13 protein-coding genes are annotated in these 14,609 nt (G+C 69.0%); 6 read left to right on the top strand and 7 right to left on the bottom strand.

Features of this window, described 5'->3' with window-relative positions; genetic code table 11:
* The first annotated feature begins 2 nt into the window (after positions 1 to 2).
* Both groL and ITJ62_RS11445 read left to right on the top strand, forming a co-directional pair.
* Positions 3 to 1,622: a chaperonin GroEL gene (gene groL / locus ITJ62_RS11450; RefSeq protein WP_064296567.1), complete on the top strand. Its 1,620-nt coding sequence runs from the start codon at positions 3 to 5 to the stop codon at positions 1,620 to 1,622.
* An 81-nt stretch (positions 1,623 to 1,703) separates the two neighbouring features.
* Entirely contained in the window at positions 1,704 to 2,948 is a 1,245-nt protein-coding gene (locus ITJ62_RS11445) for a hypothetical protein (RefSeq protein WP_194602069.1), read from the top strand.
* A gap of 34 nt (positions 2,949 to 2,982) precedes the next feature.
* On the opposite strand, the gene ITJ62_RS11440 is transcribed toward ITJ62_RS11445, so the two are convergent.
* The 6 genes from ITJ62_RS11440 to ITJ62_RS11415 form a co-directional block, all read right to left on the bottom strand.
* Entirely contained in the window at positions 2,983 to 3,273 is a 291-nt protein-coding gene (locus ITJ62_RS11440) for a WXG100 family type VII secretion target (RefSeq protein ID WP_064296564.1), read from the bottom strand.
* 153 nt (positions 3,274 to 3,426) lie between these two features.
* A complete protein-coding gene (locus ITJ62_RS11435) occupies positions 3,427 to 5,091 on the bottom strand; it encodes a HAMP domain-containing sensor histidine kinase (protein ID WP_194602067.1) in 1,665 nt (554 codons plus the stop codon).
* A gap of 10 nt (positions 5,092 to 5,101) precedes the next feature.
* Positions 5,102 to 5,791, bottom strand: a complete 690-nt coding sequence (locus tag ITJ62_RS11430; RefSeq protein WP_056007716.1) for a response regulator transcription factor — start codon at positions 5,789 to 5,791, stop codon at positions 5,102 to 5,104.
* 46 nt (positions 5,792 to 5,837) lie between these two features.
* Positions 5,838 to 7,481, bottom strand: a complete 1,644-nt coding sequence (locus ITJ62_RS11425; RefSeq protein ID WP_194602064.1) for a DNA repair helicase XPB — start codon at positions 7,479 to 7,481, stop codon at positions 5,838 to 5,840.
* A 51-nt stretch (positions 7,482 to 7,532) separates the two neighbouring features.
* Positions 7,533 to 9,368: a helicase-associated domain-containing protein gene (locus ITJ62_RS11420; RefSeq protein WP_194602061.1), complete on the bottom strand. Its 1,836-nt coding sequence runs from the start codon at positions 9,366 to 9,368 to the stop codon at positions 7,533 to 7,535.
* A gap of 5 nt (positions 9,369 to 9,373) precedes the next feature.
* Positions 9,374 to 9,649 carry a multidrug ABC transporter ATPase gene (locus ITJ62_RS11415; protein ID WP_124768896.1) on the bottom strand — a complete coding sequence of 92 codons (276 nt, stop codon included), beginning with the start codon at positions 9,647 to 9,649 and terminating at the stop codon, positions 9,374 to 9,376.
* Between the two features lie 135 nt (positions 9,650 to 9,784).
* Between ITJ62_RS11415 and ITJ62_RS11410 the strand changes: the two genes are divergently transcribed.
* On the top strand, positions 9,785 to 10,168 hold the full coding sequence (locus ITJ62_RS11410; RefSeq protein ID WP_079705376.1) for a cold-shock protein: 384 nt from the start codon (positions 9,785 to 9,787) through the stop codon (positions 10,166 to 10,168).
* Positions 10,161 to 10,859, top strand: coding sequence for a DUF3027 domain-containing protein (locus tag ITJ62_RS11405; protein WP_194602058.1), 699 nt, complete (start codon positions 10,161 to 10,163; stop codon positions 10,857 to 10,859). The genes ITJ62_RS11410 and ITJ62_RS11405 overlap by 8 nt, the downstream gene beginning before the upstream one ends.
* Positions 10,860 to 10,945: 86 nt before the next feature.
* Here ITJ62_RS11405 and serC read toward each other — a convergent pair whose 3' ends face one another.
* A complete protein-coding gene (gene serC, locus ITJ62_RS11400) occupies positions 10,946 to 12,058 on the bottom strand; it encodes a phosphoserine transaminase (RefSeq protein WP_086474368.1) in 1,113 nt (370 codons plus the stop codon).
* A gap of 144 nt (positions 12,059 to 12,202) precedes the next feature.
* Between serC and ITJ62_RS11395 the strand changes: the two genes are divergently transcribed.
* Together ITJ62_RS11395 and ITJ62_RS11390 are read left to right on the top strand one after the other, a co-directional pair.
* Positions 12,203 to 12,904: a metal-dependent transcriptional regulator gene (locus ITJ62_RS11395; RefSeq protein WP_064296556.1), complete on the top strand. Its 702-nt coding sequence runs from the start codon at positions 12,203 to 12,205 to the stop codon at positions 12,902 to 12,904.
* A 249-nt stretch (positions 12,905 to 13,153) separates the two neighbouring features.
* Positions 13,154 to 14,323 carry a CHAP domain-containing protein gene (locus ITJ62_RS11390; protein WP_194602055.1) on the top strand — a complete coding sequence of 390 codons (1,170 nt, stop codon included), beginning with the start codon at positions 13,154 to 13,156 and terminating at the stop codon, positions 14,321 to 14,323.
* Positions 14,324 to 14,609 lie beyond the last annotated feature (286 nt).

The following is a 14,609-nucleotide window of genomic DNA, read 5'->3' as shown; positions in this document are numbered from 1 at the left end:
ACATGGCTAAGATCATTGCTTTCGACGAGGAGGCCCGTCGCGGCCTCGAGCGTGGACTGAACATTCTTGCTGACACGGTCAAGGTCACCCTTGGGCCGCGCGGTCGCAACGTTGTCCTCGAGAAGAAGTGGGGCGCCCCCACGATCACCAACGACGGCGTGTCCATCGCCAAGGAGATCGAACTCGACGACCCGTACGAGAAGATCGGCGCGGAGCTCGTCAAGGAGGTCGCCAAGAAGACCGACGACGTCGCCGGCGACGGCACCACCACGGCGACCGTGCTGGCACAGGCGCTCGTCCGCGAGGGCCTCCGCAACGTCGCCGCAGGCGCCGACCCCATCAGCCTCAAGCGCGGCATCGAGAAGGCCGTCGAGGCCGTCACGGTCGAGCTCATCGCCAACGCCAAGGAGGTGGAGACCAAGGAGGAGATCGCTGCGACCGCTTCCATCTCCGCCGGCGACACCACCATCGGCGAGATCATCGCCGAGGCGATCGACAAGGTCGGCAAGGAGGGCGTCGTCACCGTCGAGGAGTCGAACACCTTCGGCACCGAGCTCGAGCTCACCGAGGGCATGCGCTTCGACAAGGGCTACCTGTCGCAGTACTTCGTGACCGACCCCGACCGCCAGGAAGCGGTGTTCGAGGACCCCTACATCCTCATCGCCAACCAGAAGATCTCCGCGATCAAGGACCTCCTGCCGATTGTCGACCAGGTCATCCAGTCGGGCAAGCAGCTCCTCATCATCGCTGAGGACGTCGACGGCGAAGCTCTCGCGACGCTCGTCGTCAACAAGATCCGTGGCATCTTCAAGTCCGTCGCCGTCAAGGCTCCGGGCTTCGGCGACCGCCGCAAGGCTCAGCTGCAGGACATCGCCATCCTCACCGGTGGCCAGGTCATCTCCGAGGAGGTCGGCCTCAAGCTCGAGACCGTCACCCTCGACCTGCTCGGCCGTGCTCGCAAGGTCGTCATCACCAAGGATGAGACCACCATCGTCGAGGGTGCCGGCGACGCCGACGCCATCGCCGGTCGTGTCTCGCAGATCCGCAAGGAGATCGACAACACCGACAGCGACTACGACCGCGAGAAGCTCCAGGAGCGTCTCGCCAAGCTCGCGGGCGGTGTGGCGGTGATCAAGGCCGGTGCGGCGACCGAGGTCGAGCTCAAGGAGCGCAAGCACCGCATCGAGGACGCCGTTCGCAACGCGAAGGCCGCCGTCGAAGAGGGCATCGTCGCCGGTGGTGGCGTCGCCCTGATCCAGGCCGGCAAGACCGCGTTCGAGAAGCTCGAGCTCGTCGGTGACGAGGCGACCGGTGCGAACATCGTCAAGGTCGCCATCGACGCTCCGCTCAAGCAGATCGCGCTCAACGCAGGGCTCGAGCCCGGCGTCGTCGCCGACAAGGTCCGCAACCTGCCCGTCGGACACGGCCTCAACGCCGCGACCGGTGAGTACGTCGACATGCTCGCTGCCGGCATCAACGACCCGGTGAAGGTCACGCGCTCCGCGCTGCTCAACGCAGCGTCGATCGCCGGCCTGTTCCTCACCACCGAGGCCGTCGTCGCCGACAAGCCGGAGAAGAACCCGGCTCCGGCCGGCGACCCGACCGGTGGCATGGACTTCTAAGTCCCACAGCAACACCTGCGCAGGGCGTCTCCTTCGGGAGGCGCCCTGCGTCGTTGCGTCTGCATCGCTGCGAGGGGGGAGGTGGCTCTGGAGCGTGTATGTGCCTCGCGGCATGTTCGGACGAAACGTTGTGAAGCCGTGACTGGATGCCCGCAGGACGGGGCCAGTGCGTCTCTAAGCTCGAACCATGACACGACTCGGGGGAGCCGCGGCCATCGCCGCCACCATCTTGCTACTGACCGCCTGCGCGACCGGGCCGACGGCGAGCGCGAAGCCTGTTGCTTCATCGTCGCCGTCGCCGTCTGCGTCTGCGTCGCCGACGGCCACGCCCGCATCGCCGTGGCCGCAGGTCCTCATCGACACCAGCTGCGAGCAGCTTGTCCCGCAAGCAGTCTCGTGGACGCGACGTTCGATGTCCCACTGTCGGCAGGTGCGGCTGATCCGGCCCGCGCATCGCTCGGAACGTTCTACCCGACGGCCTTTGAGTACGCGGGCGGTCTGTCCTGCGAGTGGGGTGCCGTCGACCCGGCTGCACCGACCGAGGACCGGAACGGTCTCGATGGGCCGGACAACTGGCTTGCGGTGGCGGTCGACATCGTCCCGCGCGCCGCCGGCGTCGCTGAGCGGATCGCGTCCGACATCAACGGGTCTGTGCCAACGCCGGATCCAGCCGGCTCCTGCGACTTCGGGCTGTGCTCGGCCGACATGCTGATAGGGGAATACTGGGTGAACGTCGTCGCGGTCTCCTACGCGGACTCCTACCTTCCTCCGACCGCAGCACAGCAGGCGCTCTTCGACCAGGTCGCAACTGTCGTCGGTGGCCTCGGTGAGAGTGCCCAGCCATCGCTCCCGCCGGAACGTTCTGACTGGCCGAGTACGTGTGCCGAAGTCGTATCCGCCGAAACGCTCGAGTCCACCCTTGATCTCACTTCGCCCAGCTGGGAACCGGGCTTCAGCTATCGGTCCAGCAACGTCTCCTACGGTGCGGTGCTCGTCGCTGGGGGCCAGACGTGCGGCTTCGCCGGCGCGGAGTCCGGACGAACCGGATCGATCCACACGCTCCCCGGCGCTGGACCCGCGTTTGCGGACTCGCTGACGCTCGCGCGAACTGCCCCCGGCGTCTCGGTCGTCGAGATCGACGGGCTTCCGGCCGATAGCGCGTTCGTGCGCGTCAGTCCGACGGTCACCGATCGGGCTGAGCTCGAGATGAACCTCCGCGGAACCTGGGTCACGATCACGGTCGGTGGAGCGTCGATGCTGGGAGACGGGTCGCTCACGGCCACGGAGCGGGTCATCGCGCTGGCGGCGGCCATGGCGGCGGCCTGACGTCGATCGAGTCGTTCCAGCCGCCGCCGGAGCGTCACCCGCTGAACATGCTCGCGTTCGCCCGCTCGATCTCGGCGTACTGCGTGCCCGCGACAGCGAGCGCTCGGCTGATCTCGCCGAGGTTCTCCTCGACCTGACGCTGGGTGCCCCTCCAGCGCTCGACGACACCGTGGAACGCGGCCGCCGCCGCGCCGGTCCATTGGCCGTCGAGTGCCGCCAGCTGCGTGTGCAGGCGGGCCACCTCGTTCTGGATCTGCTCGATCGTGACGCGTGCCGCCGTGGAGGCGCGCTCGACCGCGTCGCTGTCGACCTGGAAAGTGGCCATCGGGAACTCCGTTCGTTCGGGCGATGCCTGTCATCGCCGCTACCGAGACGGTAGGTGCTCGCCACCGGCCGGAACCGATGAGGGAGACCCGGGACGCGCAGTCCGGAGCAGGCCGGAGCCTGTGGAGGAGGGTCGAGCCAGCCCGCCGGCGGGTCAGGCCGGAGGGCCGGCGATGACGATGGGGGTCGTGGCCGCCGACGGGGCGAGCGGCAGGATGACGCGGAACGTCGCGCCGCCGCCGGGCGTCTCGGTCACGTCGACCGTGCCACCGTGCGCCGCGACGATGGAGGCGACGATGGCCAGTCCGAGGCCGCTGCCGCCCGTCTCGCGCGTTCGCGAGCTGTCGGCACGCCAGAAACGCTGGAAGATCTTCTCGCGGATCTGCGGCGGGATACCCTCGCCGTGGTCGACGATGGCGATGCTGGCGGTCCCGGCGCGGGCGTCCGTGCCGACCGCGAGTTCGATCGGACTGTCGGCGGGCGTGAAGCGCAGGGCGTTTCCGATGAGGTTCGTGACGACCTGCCGGATCTTGTTCTCCTCGCCGAGGACGATCGGTGGCACGGCCAGGGTCAGTGGTTCGGCGATGGGCTTCGTGTCGGGCGTGGTGGCGTCGCCGGAGGGCTTCGGCCGACGCCGGAAGCGGTTGAACGTCGAGCCGAAGATCGGCCCGGTCGAGTTCGTCTGGGCCGGTGCGTCGGCAGCGGCCGGGGACTCGCCGGTGGTCTCGGAGGCATCGTCGTCGACGGCTCGCGCCATGCGTTCGTCGCGCACGACCTGGACCGTTCGACCGGGGGCCTGGGCGGTGGTGTCGAGAGCGGCGTCGCGCGCGATCGGGAGCAGGTCGACGGGGGCGACGTTCAGTGGTCGCGTCTCATCGAGGCGCGCGAGCTGGAGGAGGTCCTCGACGAGCGCACCCATGCGGATGGCCTCCTTCTCGATGCGCTCCATGGCCTGTGCCACGTCCTGCGGCGTCTGGAGGGCACCCATCCGGTAGAGCTCGGCGTAGCCGCGCACGGAGACGAGCGGGGTGCGGAGCTCGTGGCTCGCATCGCCGACGAAGTTCCGCATCTGCTCGATGGTCTTCCCGCGATCCGAGTACGCGCGGTCGATGCGAGCCAGCATCGTGTTGAGTGATCGGCTGAGTCGCCCCACCTCGGTGTTCGGTGTCGAGCCCGCGAGTCGCTGGCTGAAGTCGCCGTCGGCGAACGCGGCGGCCGTCCGTTCGACCTGGCGGAGCGGCTCGAAGGTACCGGTCACCAGCCACCGGGTGAGGAGCGCTCCGACCACGATGATGAGCACGCCGAGGACGAAGAAGATCGTGAGGTAGGTCGCGATGGTGTTGTCGGTACCCTGCATCGAGATGGCGACCCATGCCGCTCCCGTGCGGAACCCGTCGAGGGTGACCGGGACGGAGACCGCGTGGTACACGATCGTTCCGCTCGCGTTGGTCGTCGTGTAGATCTGGGTCCCGCTCGCGGCGACGTCGTTCGCGCTGAGGTGCGCCGGGTGTTCGGGGGCGATGCTGTCGTCCCACCCGGACGAGGCCCGGAGTTCGCCGTTCGTGTCGTACACCGCGACGAACAGCGTCGAGGGGGCGTCGAGCTGGAGCTGACCGTCCTCGGAGATCTCACCGACGATCTTGCCCTTGGCGGCAGTGACCAGACTGTCGTTCGCCTGCTGGGTGAGGACCTCTTTGAGCAGCGGGGTCGTCCCCATGCCCGCGACGAGCAGACCGAAGGCGAGGACGAGCACCGTCACCCCGGTGATCTTCGTCCGGAGTGAGACGCTGCTCCACCAGGTGGACAGGGAATCGGCCATCGGGTGGGGGCTACGCCTTTCCGGCCTTGAGCATGTAGCCGAATCCGCGCTTGGTCTGGATGAGCGGCTCGCTGGAGAACTGGTCGAGCTTCCGGCGCAGGTAGGAGATGTAGCTCTCGACGATGCCGGCGTCGCCGTTGAAGTCGTACTCCCAGACGTGGTCGAGGATCTGGGCCTTCGACAGGACGCGGTTCGGGTTGAGCATCAGGTAGCGGAGGAGCTTGAACTCGGTCGGGCTGAGGTCGATGGGGGTGTCACCGACGAGGACCTCGTGGGTGTCCTGGTCCATCGTCAGCTCGCCGGTGCGGATCACCGCATCCTCATCGGCCTGCATCGTCCGGCGGAGGATCGCCTTGATGCGTGCCACGATCTCGTCGAGGCTGAAGGGCTTGGTGACATAGTCGTCGCCGCCGACGGTGAGGCCCGTGATCTTGTCCTCGGTGTCGTCCTTCGCGGTGAGGAAGAGGATGGGCGCCGTGTAGCCGGCGCTGCGCAGACGCTTGGTGACGCCGAAGCCGTTCATGTCCGGCAGCATCACGTCGAGGATGATGAGGTCGGGCTCCTCCTCCAAGACCGCCGAGATCGCGGCTGCGCCGTTGCCCACGGCACGGACGGCGAAGCCGGCGAATCGCAGGCTGGTGGTGAGGAGGTCGCGGATGTTCGGTTCGTCGTCGACGATGAGGATGCGGGGTCCGGTCATGACACCATTATCTGCACGTTTCTTGAGACTTTTCTGAGAGCGTGATTCACGCGTTCTGCAGGGCGTGGGCGTCGAGGATCGTGTAGCTGTAGCCCTGTTCAGCGAGGAAGCGCTGCCGGTTCTGTGCGAACTCCTGATCGACCGTGTCGCGCGACACCAGGGTGTAGAAGCTCGCGGTGAGTCCCGTGGACTTCGGGCGCAACAGACGGCCGAGACGCTGCGCCTCCTCCTGTCGTGAACCGAACGAACCCGACACCTGGATGGCGACGGTCGCTTCGGGCAGATCGACCGAGAAGTTCGCGACCTTCGAGACGACGAGCACCTGCTCGGTGCCGTCGCGGAAGGCCTGATACAGCCGTTCGCGCTCGTCGACCGGCGTTGCGCCCGTCAACTGCGGGGCACCCAGCGTCTCTGCCAGCTCCTCGATCTGGTCGAGGTACTGCCCGATGACGAGGATCTGCTCACCGCGGTGCCGCTCGACGAGCTGCCGGACGACGTCGAGCTTCGCCGGAGCGGTCGCCGCGAGGCGGTACCGCTCGTCGTCGGCGGACGCGGCGTACGTGAGGCGGTCGGCCTGGGGCAGGTCGACGCGTACCTCGAAGCACGCGGCGGGGGAGATGAAGCCCTGCGCCTCGATCTCCTTCCACGGGGCATCGAACCGCTTCGGGCCGATGAGCGAGAAGACGTCGCCCTCGCGGCCGTCCTCGCGGATGAGCGTCGCCGTCAGGCCGAGGCGACGTCGCGCCTGCAGCTCGGCGGTGAGCTTGAAGACGGGGGCCGGGAGCAGGTGCACCTCGTCGTAGACCACGAGGCCCCAGTCCATGGCGTCGAGCAGCGCGAGGTGAGCGTACTCGCCCTTCCGCTTGGCCGTGAGGATCTGGTAGGTCGCGATCGTGACCGGCTTGACCTCCTTCACCTGCCCCGAGTACTCGCCGATCTCCTCGGCCGTGAGGGAGGTGCGCTTCAACAACTCGTCGCGCCACTGCCGTGCCGACACCGTGTTCGTGACGAGGATGAGCGTGTTGGTGGACGCCGTCGCCATCGCTCCGGCGCCGACCAGGGTCTTGCCCGCACCACAGGGGAGCACCACGACACCGGAACCGCCGGAGAAGAAGTTGTCGACCGCCTGCTGCTGATAGTCGCGGAGGTGCCAGCCGTCCTCGACCAGGTCGATCTGGTGCGGCGTGCCGGCGGTGTACCCGGCGAGGTCCTCGGCGGGCCAGCCGAGCTTCACGAGTTCCTGCTTGAGCGCGCCGCGTGCCCACGGCTCGACGAGGAAGGTGTCAGGCGTCGGGTGCCCGATGAGGAGGGACGCGATCCGCTTGGCGCCGGCCACCTCGGTCAGGATCGGGAGGTCCGTGGAGCGGAGGACGAGCTCGCCCTCTTCGGAGCGTTCGATCACGAGCCGGCCGTAGCGGTTGACGGTCTCGCGCATGTCGATCGTCACGGACGCGGGGATGGAGAACTTCGAGTACCGCTCCAGCGTCTCGATCATCTGGTCGGCATCGTGCCCGGCGGCCCGCGCGTTCCAGAGTCCGAGACGGGTGATCCGGTAGGTGTGGATGTGCTCCGGTGCGCGCTCGAGCTCGGCGAACACCGAGAGATCGTGGCGGGCGTCCTCGGCGAGCGGGTGGGCGACCTCGAGCAGCACGGTGCGGTCGCTTTGGACGATCAGTGGTCCATCAGACATAACGGTCGAGTCTACCGGCGGATCCGGTGCACAACCCCCCTGAGCGAGCGCTCAGCCGGCGATCCGGACCTCGGTGATCATCGCGAGCGGCAGGGTGCGTTCGACGTCGGCCGACCGGTCCAGACCGCGCAGGCGACCGCCGGCGAGGCTCACCGGCTCGATCGTGAACGTGGATCGGCGCTCGCCGTGCTGCAGCTGCACGGTGACCGGCGTGTGGTCGCGGACGGCGATCTCCAGCTGCTTGGCCAACCATGCGCTGCTCGTGTCCCCGCGGTCGTCGGCGCGGAGTCGCGACACCAGATCCGGTTCCGTCGAGGCGGCCGGAGCGGAGAGCGCGGTGCGCATGACCGGTTGCCGACGGATCCGGAGCGGGGCGCCGTCGTCGTCCTCCGCGACCACCGGGTAGCGCGCGTCGTGGAGGGCCCAGTAGACCGTCGCGGCCTCGATCCGGCTGGTGAGCCGGTGCTCGTCGCTCGGACGGAGACCGAGCGCGACGAGGCTCTGGTCGACCGAGATCGCCGCGATCAGGCCGGCGTCGTCGGAGCGGATGTAGCTGCTGCGTCCAGGATCGGCCGAGGCGTCGGCTGACGCTCGGATCGTCCCGACGCGGACGAGGCCGAACCGGGATGCGGCCTCGGATACGAGGTACCGCAGGGGTTGGGGGACGCCGGTCAGGGAGATCGACTCGAGGTAGGCGAGCAGGTCCTCTGCCGTGTCTCCATCGGCGAGGGCGCGGGTGACGCTCGCGGTCGTGATGCGGTACCTCGACGCCTGGGCGCGACCCTCCGGCTCCGCGAGGGCCCGGAGTCGGACGTCGAGTTCCGCCGTCGGGGGACCGAGCGCGATGACGGTCAGGTCGTCCTGGAGGACGACCTGCGACACCTCGGCGGGGAGCATCGACGCGAGCGCCGTGGCCGCGTCGGCCGCGTGGCCGTCGACGAGGAGTCGTCCGAACCCGCTGGTCACCCCGTCGACGGTGATCCCGAGCAGTTCGGCGACCGCGTCGACCGCCCGCGTCGGTGCCACGACGGCGTCCTCCGCCAACGGGTACCACCAGCTGAGCTCCTCGACCAGGTCGACGGAACCGCGCCGGTACGCCGTCAGGATGTGATCGCGGACCGTGGCCGGGATCGCGTCGCGCCAGGCCGTCGCGAGGCGGAGCCAGCGTTCCGCGGTGGCCGATGCCAACCAGGCCTCGCCGACCTCGCTCAGGCGGATGGTCGAGCCGATCGCGTCGGTGAGCCCTGCCGACGACGCCGCGGACAGGGCGAGCTCGATCTGTTCGGGCGTGCTCGCCGCCGCGGCTGCGAGCCGTTTGAGGTCGGGCATGGACGGGGCCCCACGGCCGAGCAGGCGTGCGGGCTCGCGGTCGAGTTCATGGAGGCTCTCGCCCACGACGCCGACGGCGCCGGCCGCACGCTCGCTCGCGAGGGCGTCCGTGTCGGGCGAGGGCCGGGTCGCGCGGGACGTCGGCGCCTCAGCCGGAAGCTGGAGTTCGGCACGGCCGGGCTTGCCGCTCGCCGCCCACTCCTCGAACACTGTGGCCACCGCGCTCACCGGCCTGATCGGCCCGGCTCCGTCGTCCAGCACGAGGATGTCGTGCTCCAGCCGCTCCAGGGCAGCGTCAACCTCGGACTCGTCGCGTCCGAGCGTGGTCGCGAGCGCCTGGCGCTCCGTCCCGTCCAGCGCGGCGGCGAGCACGGCGAGGGTGTCCCGGTCGAGCAGGGCCATCCGGCGGGCGACGCTCGCATCGTCCAACAGGGCCTCGGCGAAGTCGAAGAAATCTGCGATGCGGGCTGAGGAGGCCCTGCGGTCGGGCGTCAGCCTGCGGAGCGCGTCGTCCGGGAGCTCCCGGAGGCGGCGCGCGATCGCGAAGGCCTCGCCCATGGTCGTCAGCGCGGCGACTGACCGCGGGACTCGCGGGACCGTCGTACGGCACCCACGATGATGAGCGTGATCAGCATCAGGAAGGCGATCGGGAGTCCGACGAGCGGCAGGATCGTCACGACCGGCCAGACGCCGACGGCGAAGTCGCCCTGCTCGAGGCCGGTGGCGGTGCCGACCATCACCGCGACGAACGCGGCGATCGACACGGCGACGATCGTCACGACCATGTAGGCCAGGATCCGTTCGGGCCGCGAGATGCTCGGCGTCTGCTCATCAGTCACGCTCCCAGGATAGAGGCACGCGGCTGCTGCACCGAATAGGCTGGGGGCCGAGGACCGATGGTCCTCTCGATCTCGCTTCCTGCGCGATCACCGCACGGCGCTGCATTTCTGCGCACGACACACAGCGAGGTTCCCATGCCCACCGGCAAGGTCAAGTTCTACGACGAGGAGAAGGGCTTCGGCTTCATCAGCTCCGATGACGGCCAGGAGGTCTTCCTGCACGCTTCCGCACTGCCCGCGGGCACGGCCGGCGTGAAGCCGGGGACGCGGCTCGAGTTCGGCATCGCCGACGGCAAGCGCGGCGCCCAGGCGCTGTCCGTGCGCGTCCTCGAGGCACCGCCCAGCCTCGTCAAGCTGAAGCGCAAGCCGGCCGACGACATGGCGATCATCGTCGAGGACCTCGTGAAGCTCCTCGACGGCATCGGTGGCGACCTGCGCCGCGGCAAGTACCCGAACAGCAGTCACAGCACGAAGATCGCTGCTGTGCTGCGCAAGGTCGCGGACGAGCTGGATGCCTGACGCCGATCAGGAGACGCCGGTCGAGGATCGCGACGTCACGGCCGACACGGACTCACGAGCCGAGTCGGACGAGCAGCGCTCGGACGAGGGCACCGGTGGCGAGTCGACCCCGGCACCCGTGCCGGACGAGACCCTGATCGCCGCTGTGGAGCTCGCGCGCGAAGCGCTGCAGGAGATCACGCCCGCGAGCACGGTCGGCGAACCGGCCGGGCACGTCGTGGTCGATGATCACGTCGTCTCGCTGCTGTTCGCGAACACGATGGCGGGCTACCCCGGATGGTTCTGGACGGTGACGCTCTCGCGGACCGCCGACGACGCCGCGCCCAACGTGCTCGAGACGGAGCTGATGCCCGGCGACGGCGCGTTGCTGGCCCCGCAGTGGGTGCCGTGGTCGGAACGCCTCGCGGACTACCGCGCCGCGCAGGAGGCAGCGGCGGCGGCTGCGGCTGACGACGCGCTCGACGACGCGGATGACACCGACGAGTTCGACGACGACGACGTCGCGCTGTCCGGGGATCCCCGCGACCGCGACCGCGACGGCATCGAACTCGAGTACGACGAGGACGACGTCGATGCGGCGTCGGACGATTCCGACGACGACTCGGATGACGACGACTCGGACGAGGACGACTCGGACGAGGAAGAGGACGAAGACTCCGACGAGGACGACGACCGCTTCGAGGACGAGTAGCACTCGCGCACCACGCGACAGATGAACGGGCGGCCGAACCTCGACAGGGTTCGACCGCCCGTTCGGCGTTCAGCAGGGGAGTCGGATCAGAGCGCCCCGACGACGTGTTCGATGCTCGCGATGAGCTGACGGACGTCTGCGGGGTCGATCGCCGTGAAGGTCGCGACGCGCAGCTGGTTGCGGCCGAGCTTGCGGTAGGGCTCGGTGTCGACGATGCCGTTCGCCCGCAGGGTCTTCGCGACCAGCGCGGCGTCGATGGCGTCGTCGAAGTCGATCGTGACGACGACCTGCGAGCGGTGGTCGGGGTTCGTCACGAACGGTGTCGTGTAGGAGGTGCGCTCGGCCCACTCGTACAGGGCGCCGGAGGACTCGGCCGTCCGTGCCGATGCCCAGGCGAGGCCGCCGTTGCCGTTGATCCACGAGATCTGCTCCTCGAGGAGCACGAGCGTCGACAACGCGGGAGTGTTGAGCGTCTGCTCGAGTCGGGAGTTGTCGACCGCGTTCTTCAGGCTCAGGAACTCCGGGATGTAGCGGCCGCTCGCCGCGATCCGTTCGATGCGCTCGATCGCCGCGGGGGAGCAGAGCGCGAACCACAGGCCGCCGTCGGATGCGAAGTTCTTCTGCGGTGCGAAGTAGTAGACGTCCGCCTGGCTCGCGTCGAAGTCCACACCACCGGCGGCGCTCGTCGCGTCGATCACCGTGAGGGCGCCGGCGTCGCCGGAGACGCGTCGCACCGGGGCCATGACGCCGGTCGAGGTCTCGTTGTGCGGCCAGGCGTACACGTCGACGCCCTCGACCACCTCGGGATCGATGCGGGATCCACCCGGTACCTCACGGACGTCCGGAGCGGTGAGCCATGGGGCACCCGCCGCCTTGGCGAACTTGCCGCCGAACTCGCCGAAGACGAGGTTCTGGCTGCGCTGCTCGATGAGGCCGAAGGCGGCCGCGTCCCAGAACGCGGTCGAGCCGCCGTTGCCGACGATGATCTCGTAGCCCTCGGGGGCGCGGAACAAGTCGGCCAGGCCGGCGCGCACGCGGCCGACGAGCTGCTTGACGGGAGCCTGACGGTGGGAGGTGCCGAGGAGGGACAGGCCGGCCTCGGAGAGCGCTGCGATCTGCTCGGGTCGGATCTTGGAGGGGCCGCAGCCGAATCGACCATCGGCGGGCAGAAGGGACGTGGGAATCGTGATCTCCGGCATACGGCGATTCTAGAGGCGGGGGCCTCATGGCGTCGTGCCACGGTGCCCGGATGCGTCCACGCGGGGCGGAGTGGCTTGGCGCGGGAACGTCGCCGCCGCGCACTAGGCTTACCGGGAACGTGCAATCGGGCAGGGAGGGCGTCGATGACCGATTTGATTGACACCACAGAGATGTATCTCCGCACCATTCTGGAGCTCGAGGAGGAGAACATCATCCCGCTTCGTGCGCGGATCTCCGAGCGCCTCGGGCACTCCGGACCGACGGTCTCGCAGACGGTCGGTCGGATGGAGCGCGACGGACTCGTCGTCGTGTCGGGCGACCGGCACCTCGAGCTCACCGAGCCGGGCCGACGCAAGGCGGTCCACGTCATGCGGAAGCACCGCCTGGCTGAGCGCCTCCTGAGCGACGTCATCGGGCTCGAGTGGGAGTTCGTCCACGAGGAAGCCTGTCGCTGGGAACACGTCATGAGTGAGCAGGTCGAGCGCAAGCTGCTCGACATGCTCAACCACCCCACCGAGTCGCCGTACGGCACCCCGATCCCCGGACTCGACGAGTTCGGCGACAGCCCAGCCGTCGCCTTCTCGCAGGGCGTCATCAACATCGTCGGCCTCGTCGAAGGACGCTCCGAGCCGGTCACGGCGACGGTCCGACGTCTCGGCGAACCGGCGCAGGTCGACCCCGAACTCCTCCTGCAGCTGAAGCAGGCCGGCGTCATGCCGGGTCGCGCCGGAACCTTCGCGGCAGCGGGCGGCTACGTGCTCGTCACCATCGACGGCGTCGAGGGCGGCCTCGAGCTGCCCAACGAGCTCGCGACGCACATCTTCGTGGAGACCCCTGCCGCGTGAGCATGAGACGCGCATGAGGATTCCCTCATGTGCCCGTTTTCCCGTGATCGAAACGTGACTTTCTGAGGGGTAACCCGTAGGCTGTCACTCGTCCTGAAGGCCATGATCTGGCTCAAGGAAGACGACCGAGGCACCCCCTAGCCCGTCCCTCGGCCACACGAACCGACATCAATCGTCGGATGGGGCTGCGCCATGCCGATCGCCACACCGCGATCGTCGTCGCTCATGCGGGGTGCCGGAGGAATCCACTTGACTGCAGCTGGCGAGAGCGGCCCCGACCAGGCCGAGACGACCCCGAACGTCCCCCTCACCCGGAAGCAGCTCCGACTCCAGGAGCAGGCCGCGAAGCAGGCGGAGGCGACCACCCCGTCCCGGTCGGACGCCGACGACGCGCTCGTCGCCGACGTCGCACCGGACGCACCCGTCGAGCACCCCGAGATCGTCCTCGACGATGCCGTGGTCGAGGAGGCCGACGCGGCCGTCACGACCGGTGAGGTCCGTCTGGACGAGCGGCCGCTGACGAAGCCCGCTGCGCCGGAGCCGACGGCCCCGCAATCCTTCACCGTGACGTCCACCACCGACACCTCGTTCGCGACCGTCGCCCCGCTCCGCACCGGCGCGGAGCGCGTCGCCCGCAGTAAGGCCCCGGTCAAGCCGACCGCGTCGACGGTCGCCGTGCGCAAGCCGAAGCCGTCCGGAGCCCGACCCGGCTCCGTCCGTGGCGTCGCCACCATGGCCTTCCTCGTGCCGGCCCTGGTCGCCACCGTCGCCCTCCCCGCGTATGCGGCGAGCAGCAGCGCGCAGACCGAGTACGGGACGTCCGCCTCGGAGCAGCTGAAGACCTCCGGTGCCCAGAGCGTCGTCGCTTCCGACAAGGTGGCCGACGCCCCGATCTCGCGCGATCTCTACTCCGCGACGACGCCGGACGAGCTCGCCGAGCGTCAGCGTCAGCTCGACGCCGCGGCAGCGGCCAGCAACGCCACCTACTCGATCACGGTCGGTGCACGCCAGGCGGGCGACGACTACCCCTGGTTCGATCAGGCTTCCGACGACGAGGGTGGCGGGCTCTCGCCCCTGCGCTACTACTACCGCGAGTGCGTGGACTTCGTCGCCTGGCGGCTCAACCGCGACGCGGGCACGCCGAGCGGGAACTGGGCCTTCACCTGGGGCAACGGCCTGCCGCCGAGCAGTGCTTATGGCTGGGCCGACTCGTGGCAGTACAACAAGGGGACGAACGCCATCGCCGGCTCCGTCGCCTGGTTCAACTACAACCACGTCGCCTACGTGCAGTCGGTCAACGCCGACGGGACGGTCACCCTGGAGGAGTACAACTGGGGGTCCGCGCGTCACAGCTACAACACGCGCACCATCGCCGCGAGTGCCGTGGCGCTCTACCTCTACCCGCCGGGCGTCGGCTGATCTGACCCGCTCGACCTGGATCGCGTCCCTCCACCGGAGGGACGCGATTCGTCGTCGATGCGGGGTCACCGTTTGCGACCATGCGGTGTCCGCCGGTCGAAGCCGAGGTGGCGCGGAGGGGAATTCTCCTGCAACGTGCGGAAATCCGGTCGGTGTGGGTTAATCTGGTGCTCTGCAACTCGGAGAGGTTCAGGAGCTGATGCACGCTATACGTCGCCACGTGGTCGCGAATGGTCGCGGCCTCTACGTGCTGCGGCATTCCAGCCAAGCGTGCCGCGGCTCCGCC

The organism is Plantibacter sp. VKM Ac-2876 (assembly GCF_015350715.1).
GTDB classification, from domain to species: domain Bacteria; phylum Actinomycetota; class Actinomycetes; order Actinomycetales; family Microbacteriaceae; genus Plantibacter; species Plantibacter auratus.
The sequence above is the reverse complement of the archived record's forward strand: the minus strand, read 5'-3'. Positions and strand labels throughout refer to the sequence as shown.

What these genes read in the sequence shown, in the direction of transcription:
- groL (WP_064296567.1), top strand. Translation starts at nt 3, where the DNA reads ATGGCTAAGATCATTGCTTTCGACGAGGAGGCCCGTCGCGGCCTCGAG.
- ITJ62_RS11440 (WP_064296564.1), bottom strand. Translation starts at nt 3,273, where the DNA reads ATGGCCACTTTCCAGGTCGACAGCGACGCGGTCGAGCGCGCCTCCACG.
- ITJ62_RS11435 (WP_194602067.1), bottom strand. Translation starts at nt 5,091, where the DNA reads ATGGCCGATTCCCTGTCCACCTGGTGGAGCAGCGTCTCACTCCGGACG.
- ITJ62_RS11430 (WP_056007716.1), bottom strand. Translation starts at nt 5,791, where the DNA reads ATGACCGGACCCCGCATCCTCATCGTCGACGACGAACCGAACATCCGC.
- ITJ62_RS11425 (WP_194602064.1), bottom strand. Translation starts at nt 7,481, where the DNA reads ATGTCTGATGGACCACTGATCGTCCAAAGCGACCGCACCGTGCTGCTC.
- ITJ62_RS11420 (WP_194602061.1), bottom strand. Translation starts at nt 9,368, where the DNA reads ATGGGCGAGGCCTTCGCGATCGCGCGCCGCCTCCGGGAGCTCCCGGAC.
- ITJ62_RS11410 (WP_079705376.1), top strand. Translation starts at nt 9,785, where the DNA reads ATGCCCACCGGCAAGGTCAAGTTCTACGACGAGGAGAAGGGCTTCGGC.
- ITJ62_RS11405 (WP_194602058.1), top strand. Translation starts at nt 10,161, where the DNA reads ATGCCTGACGCCGATCAGGAGACGCCGGTCGAGGATCGCGACGTCACG.
- serC (WP_086474368.1), bottom strand. Translation starts at nt 12,058, where the DNA reads ATGCCGGAGATCACGATTCCCACGTCCCTTCTGCCCGCCGATGGTCGA.
- ITJ62_RS11395 (WP_064296556.1), top strand. Translation starts at nt 12,203, where the DNA reads ATGACCGATTTGATTGACACCACAGAGATGTATCTCCGCACCATTCTG.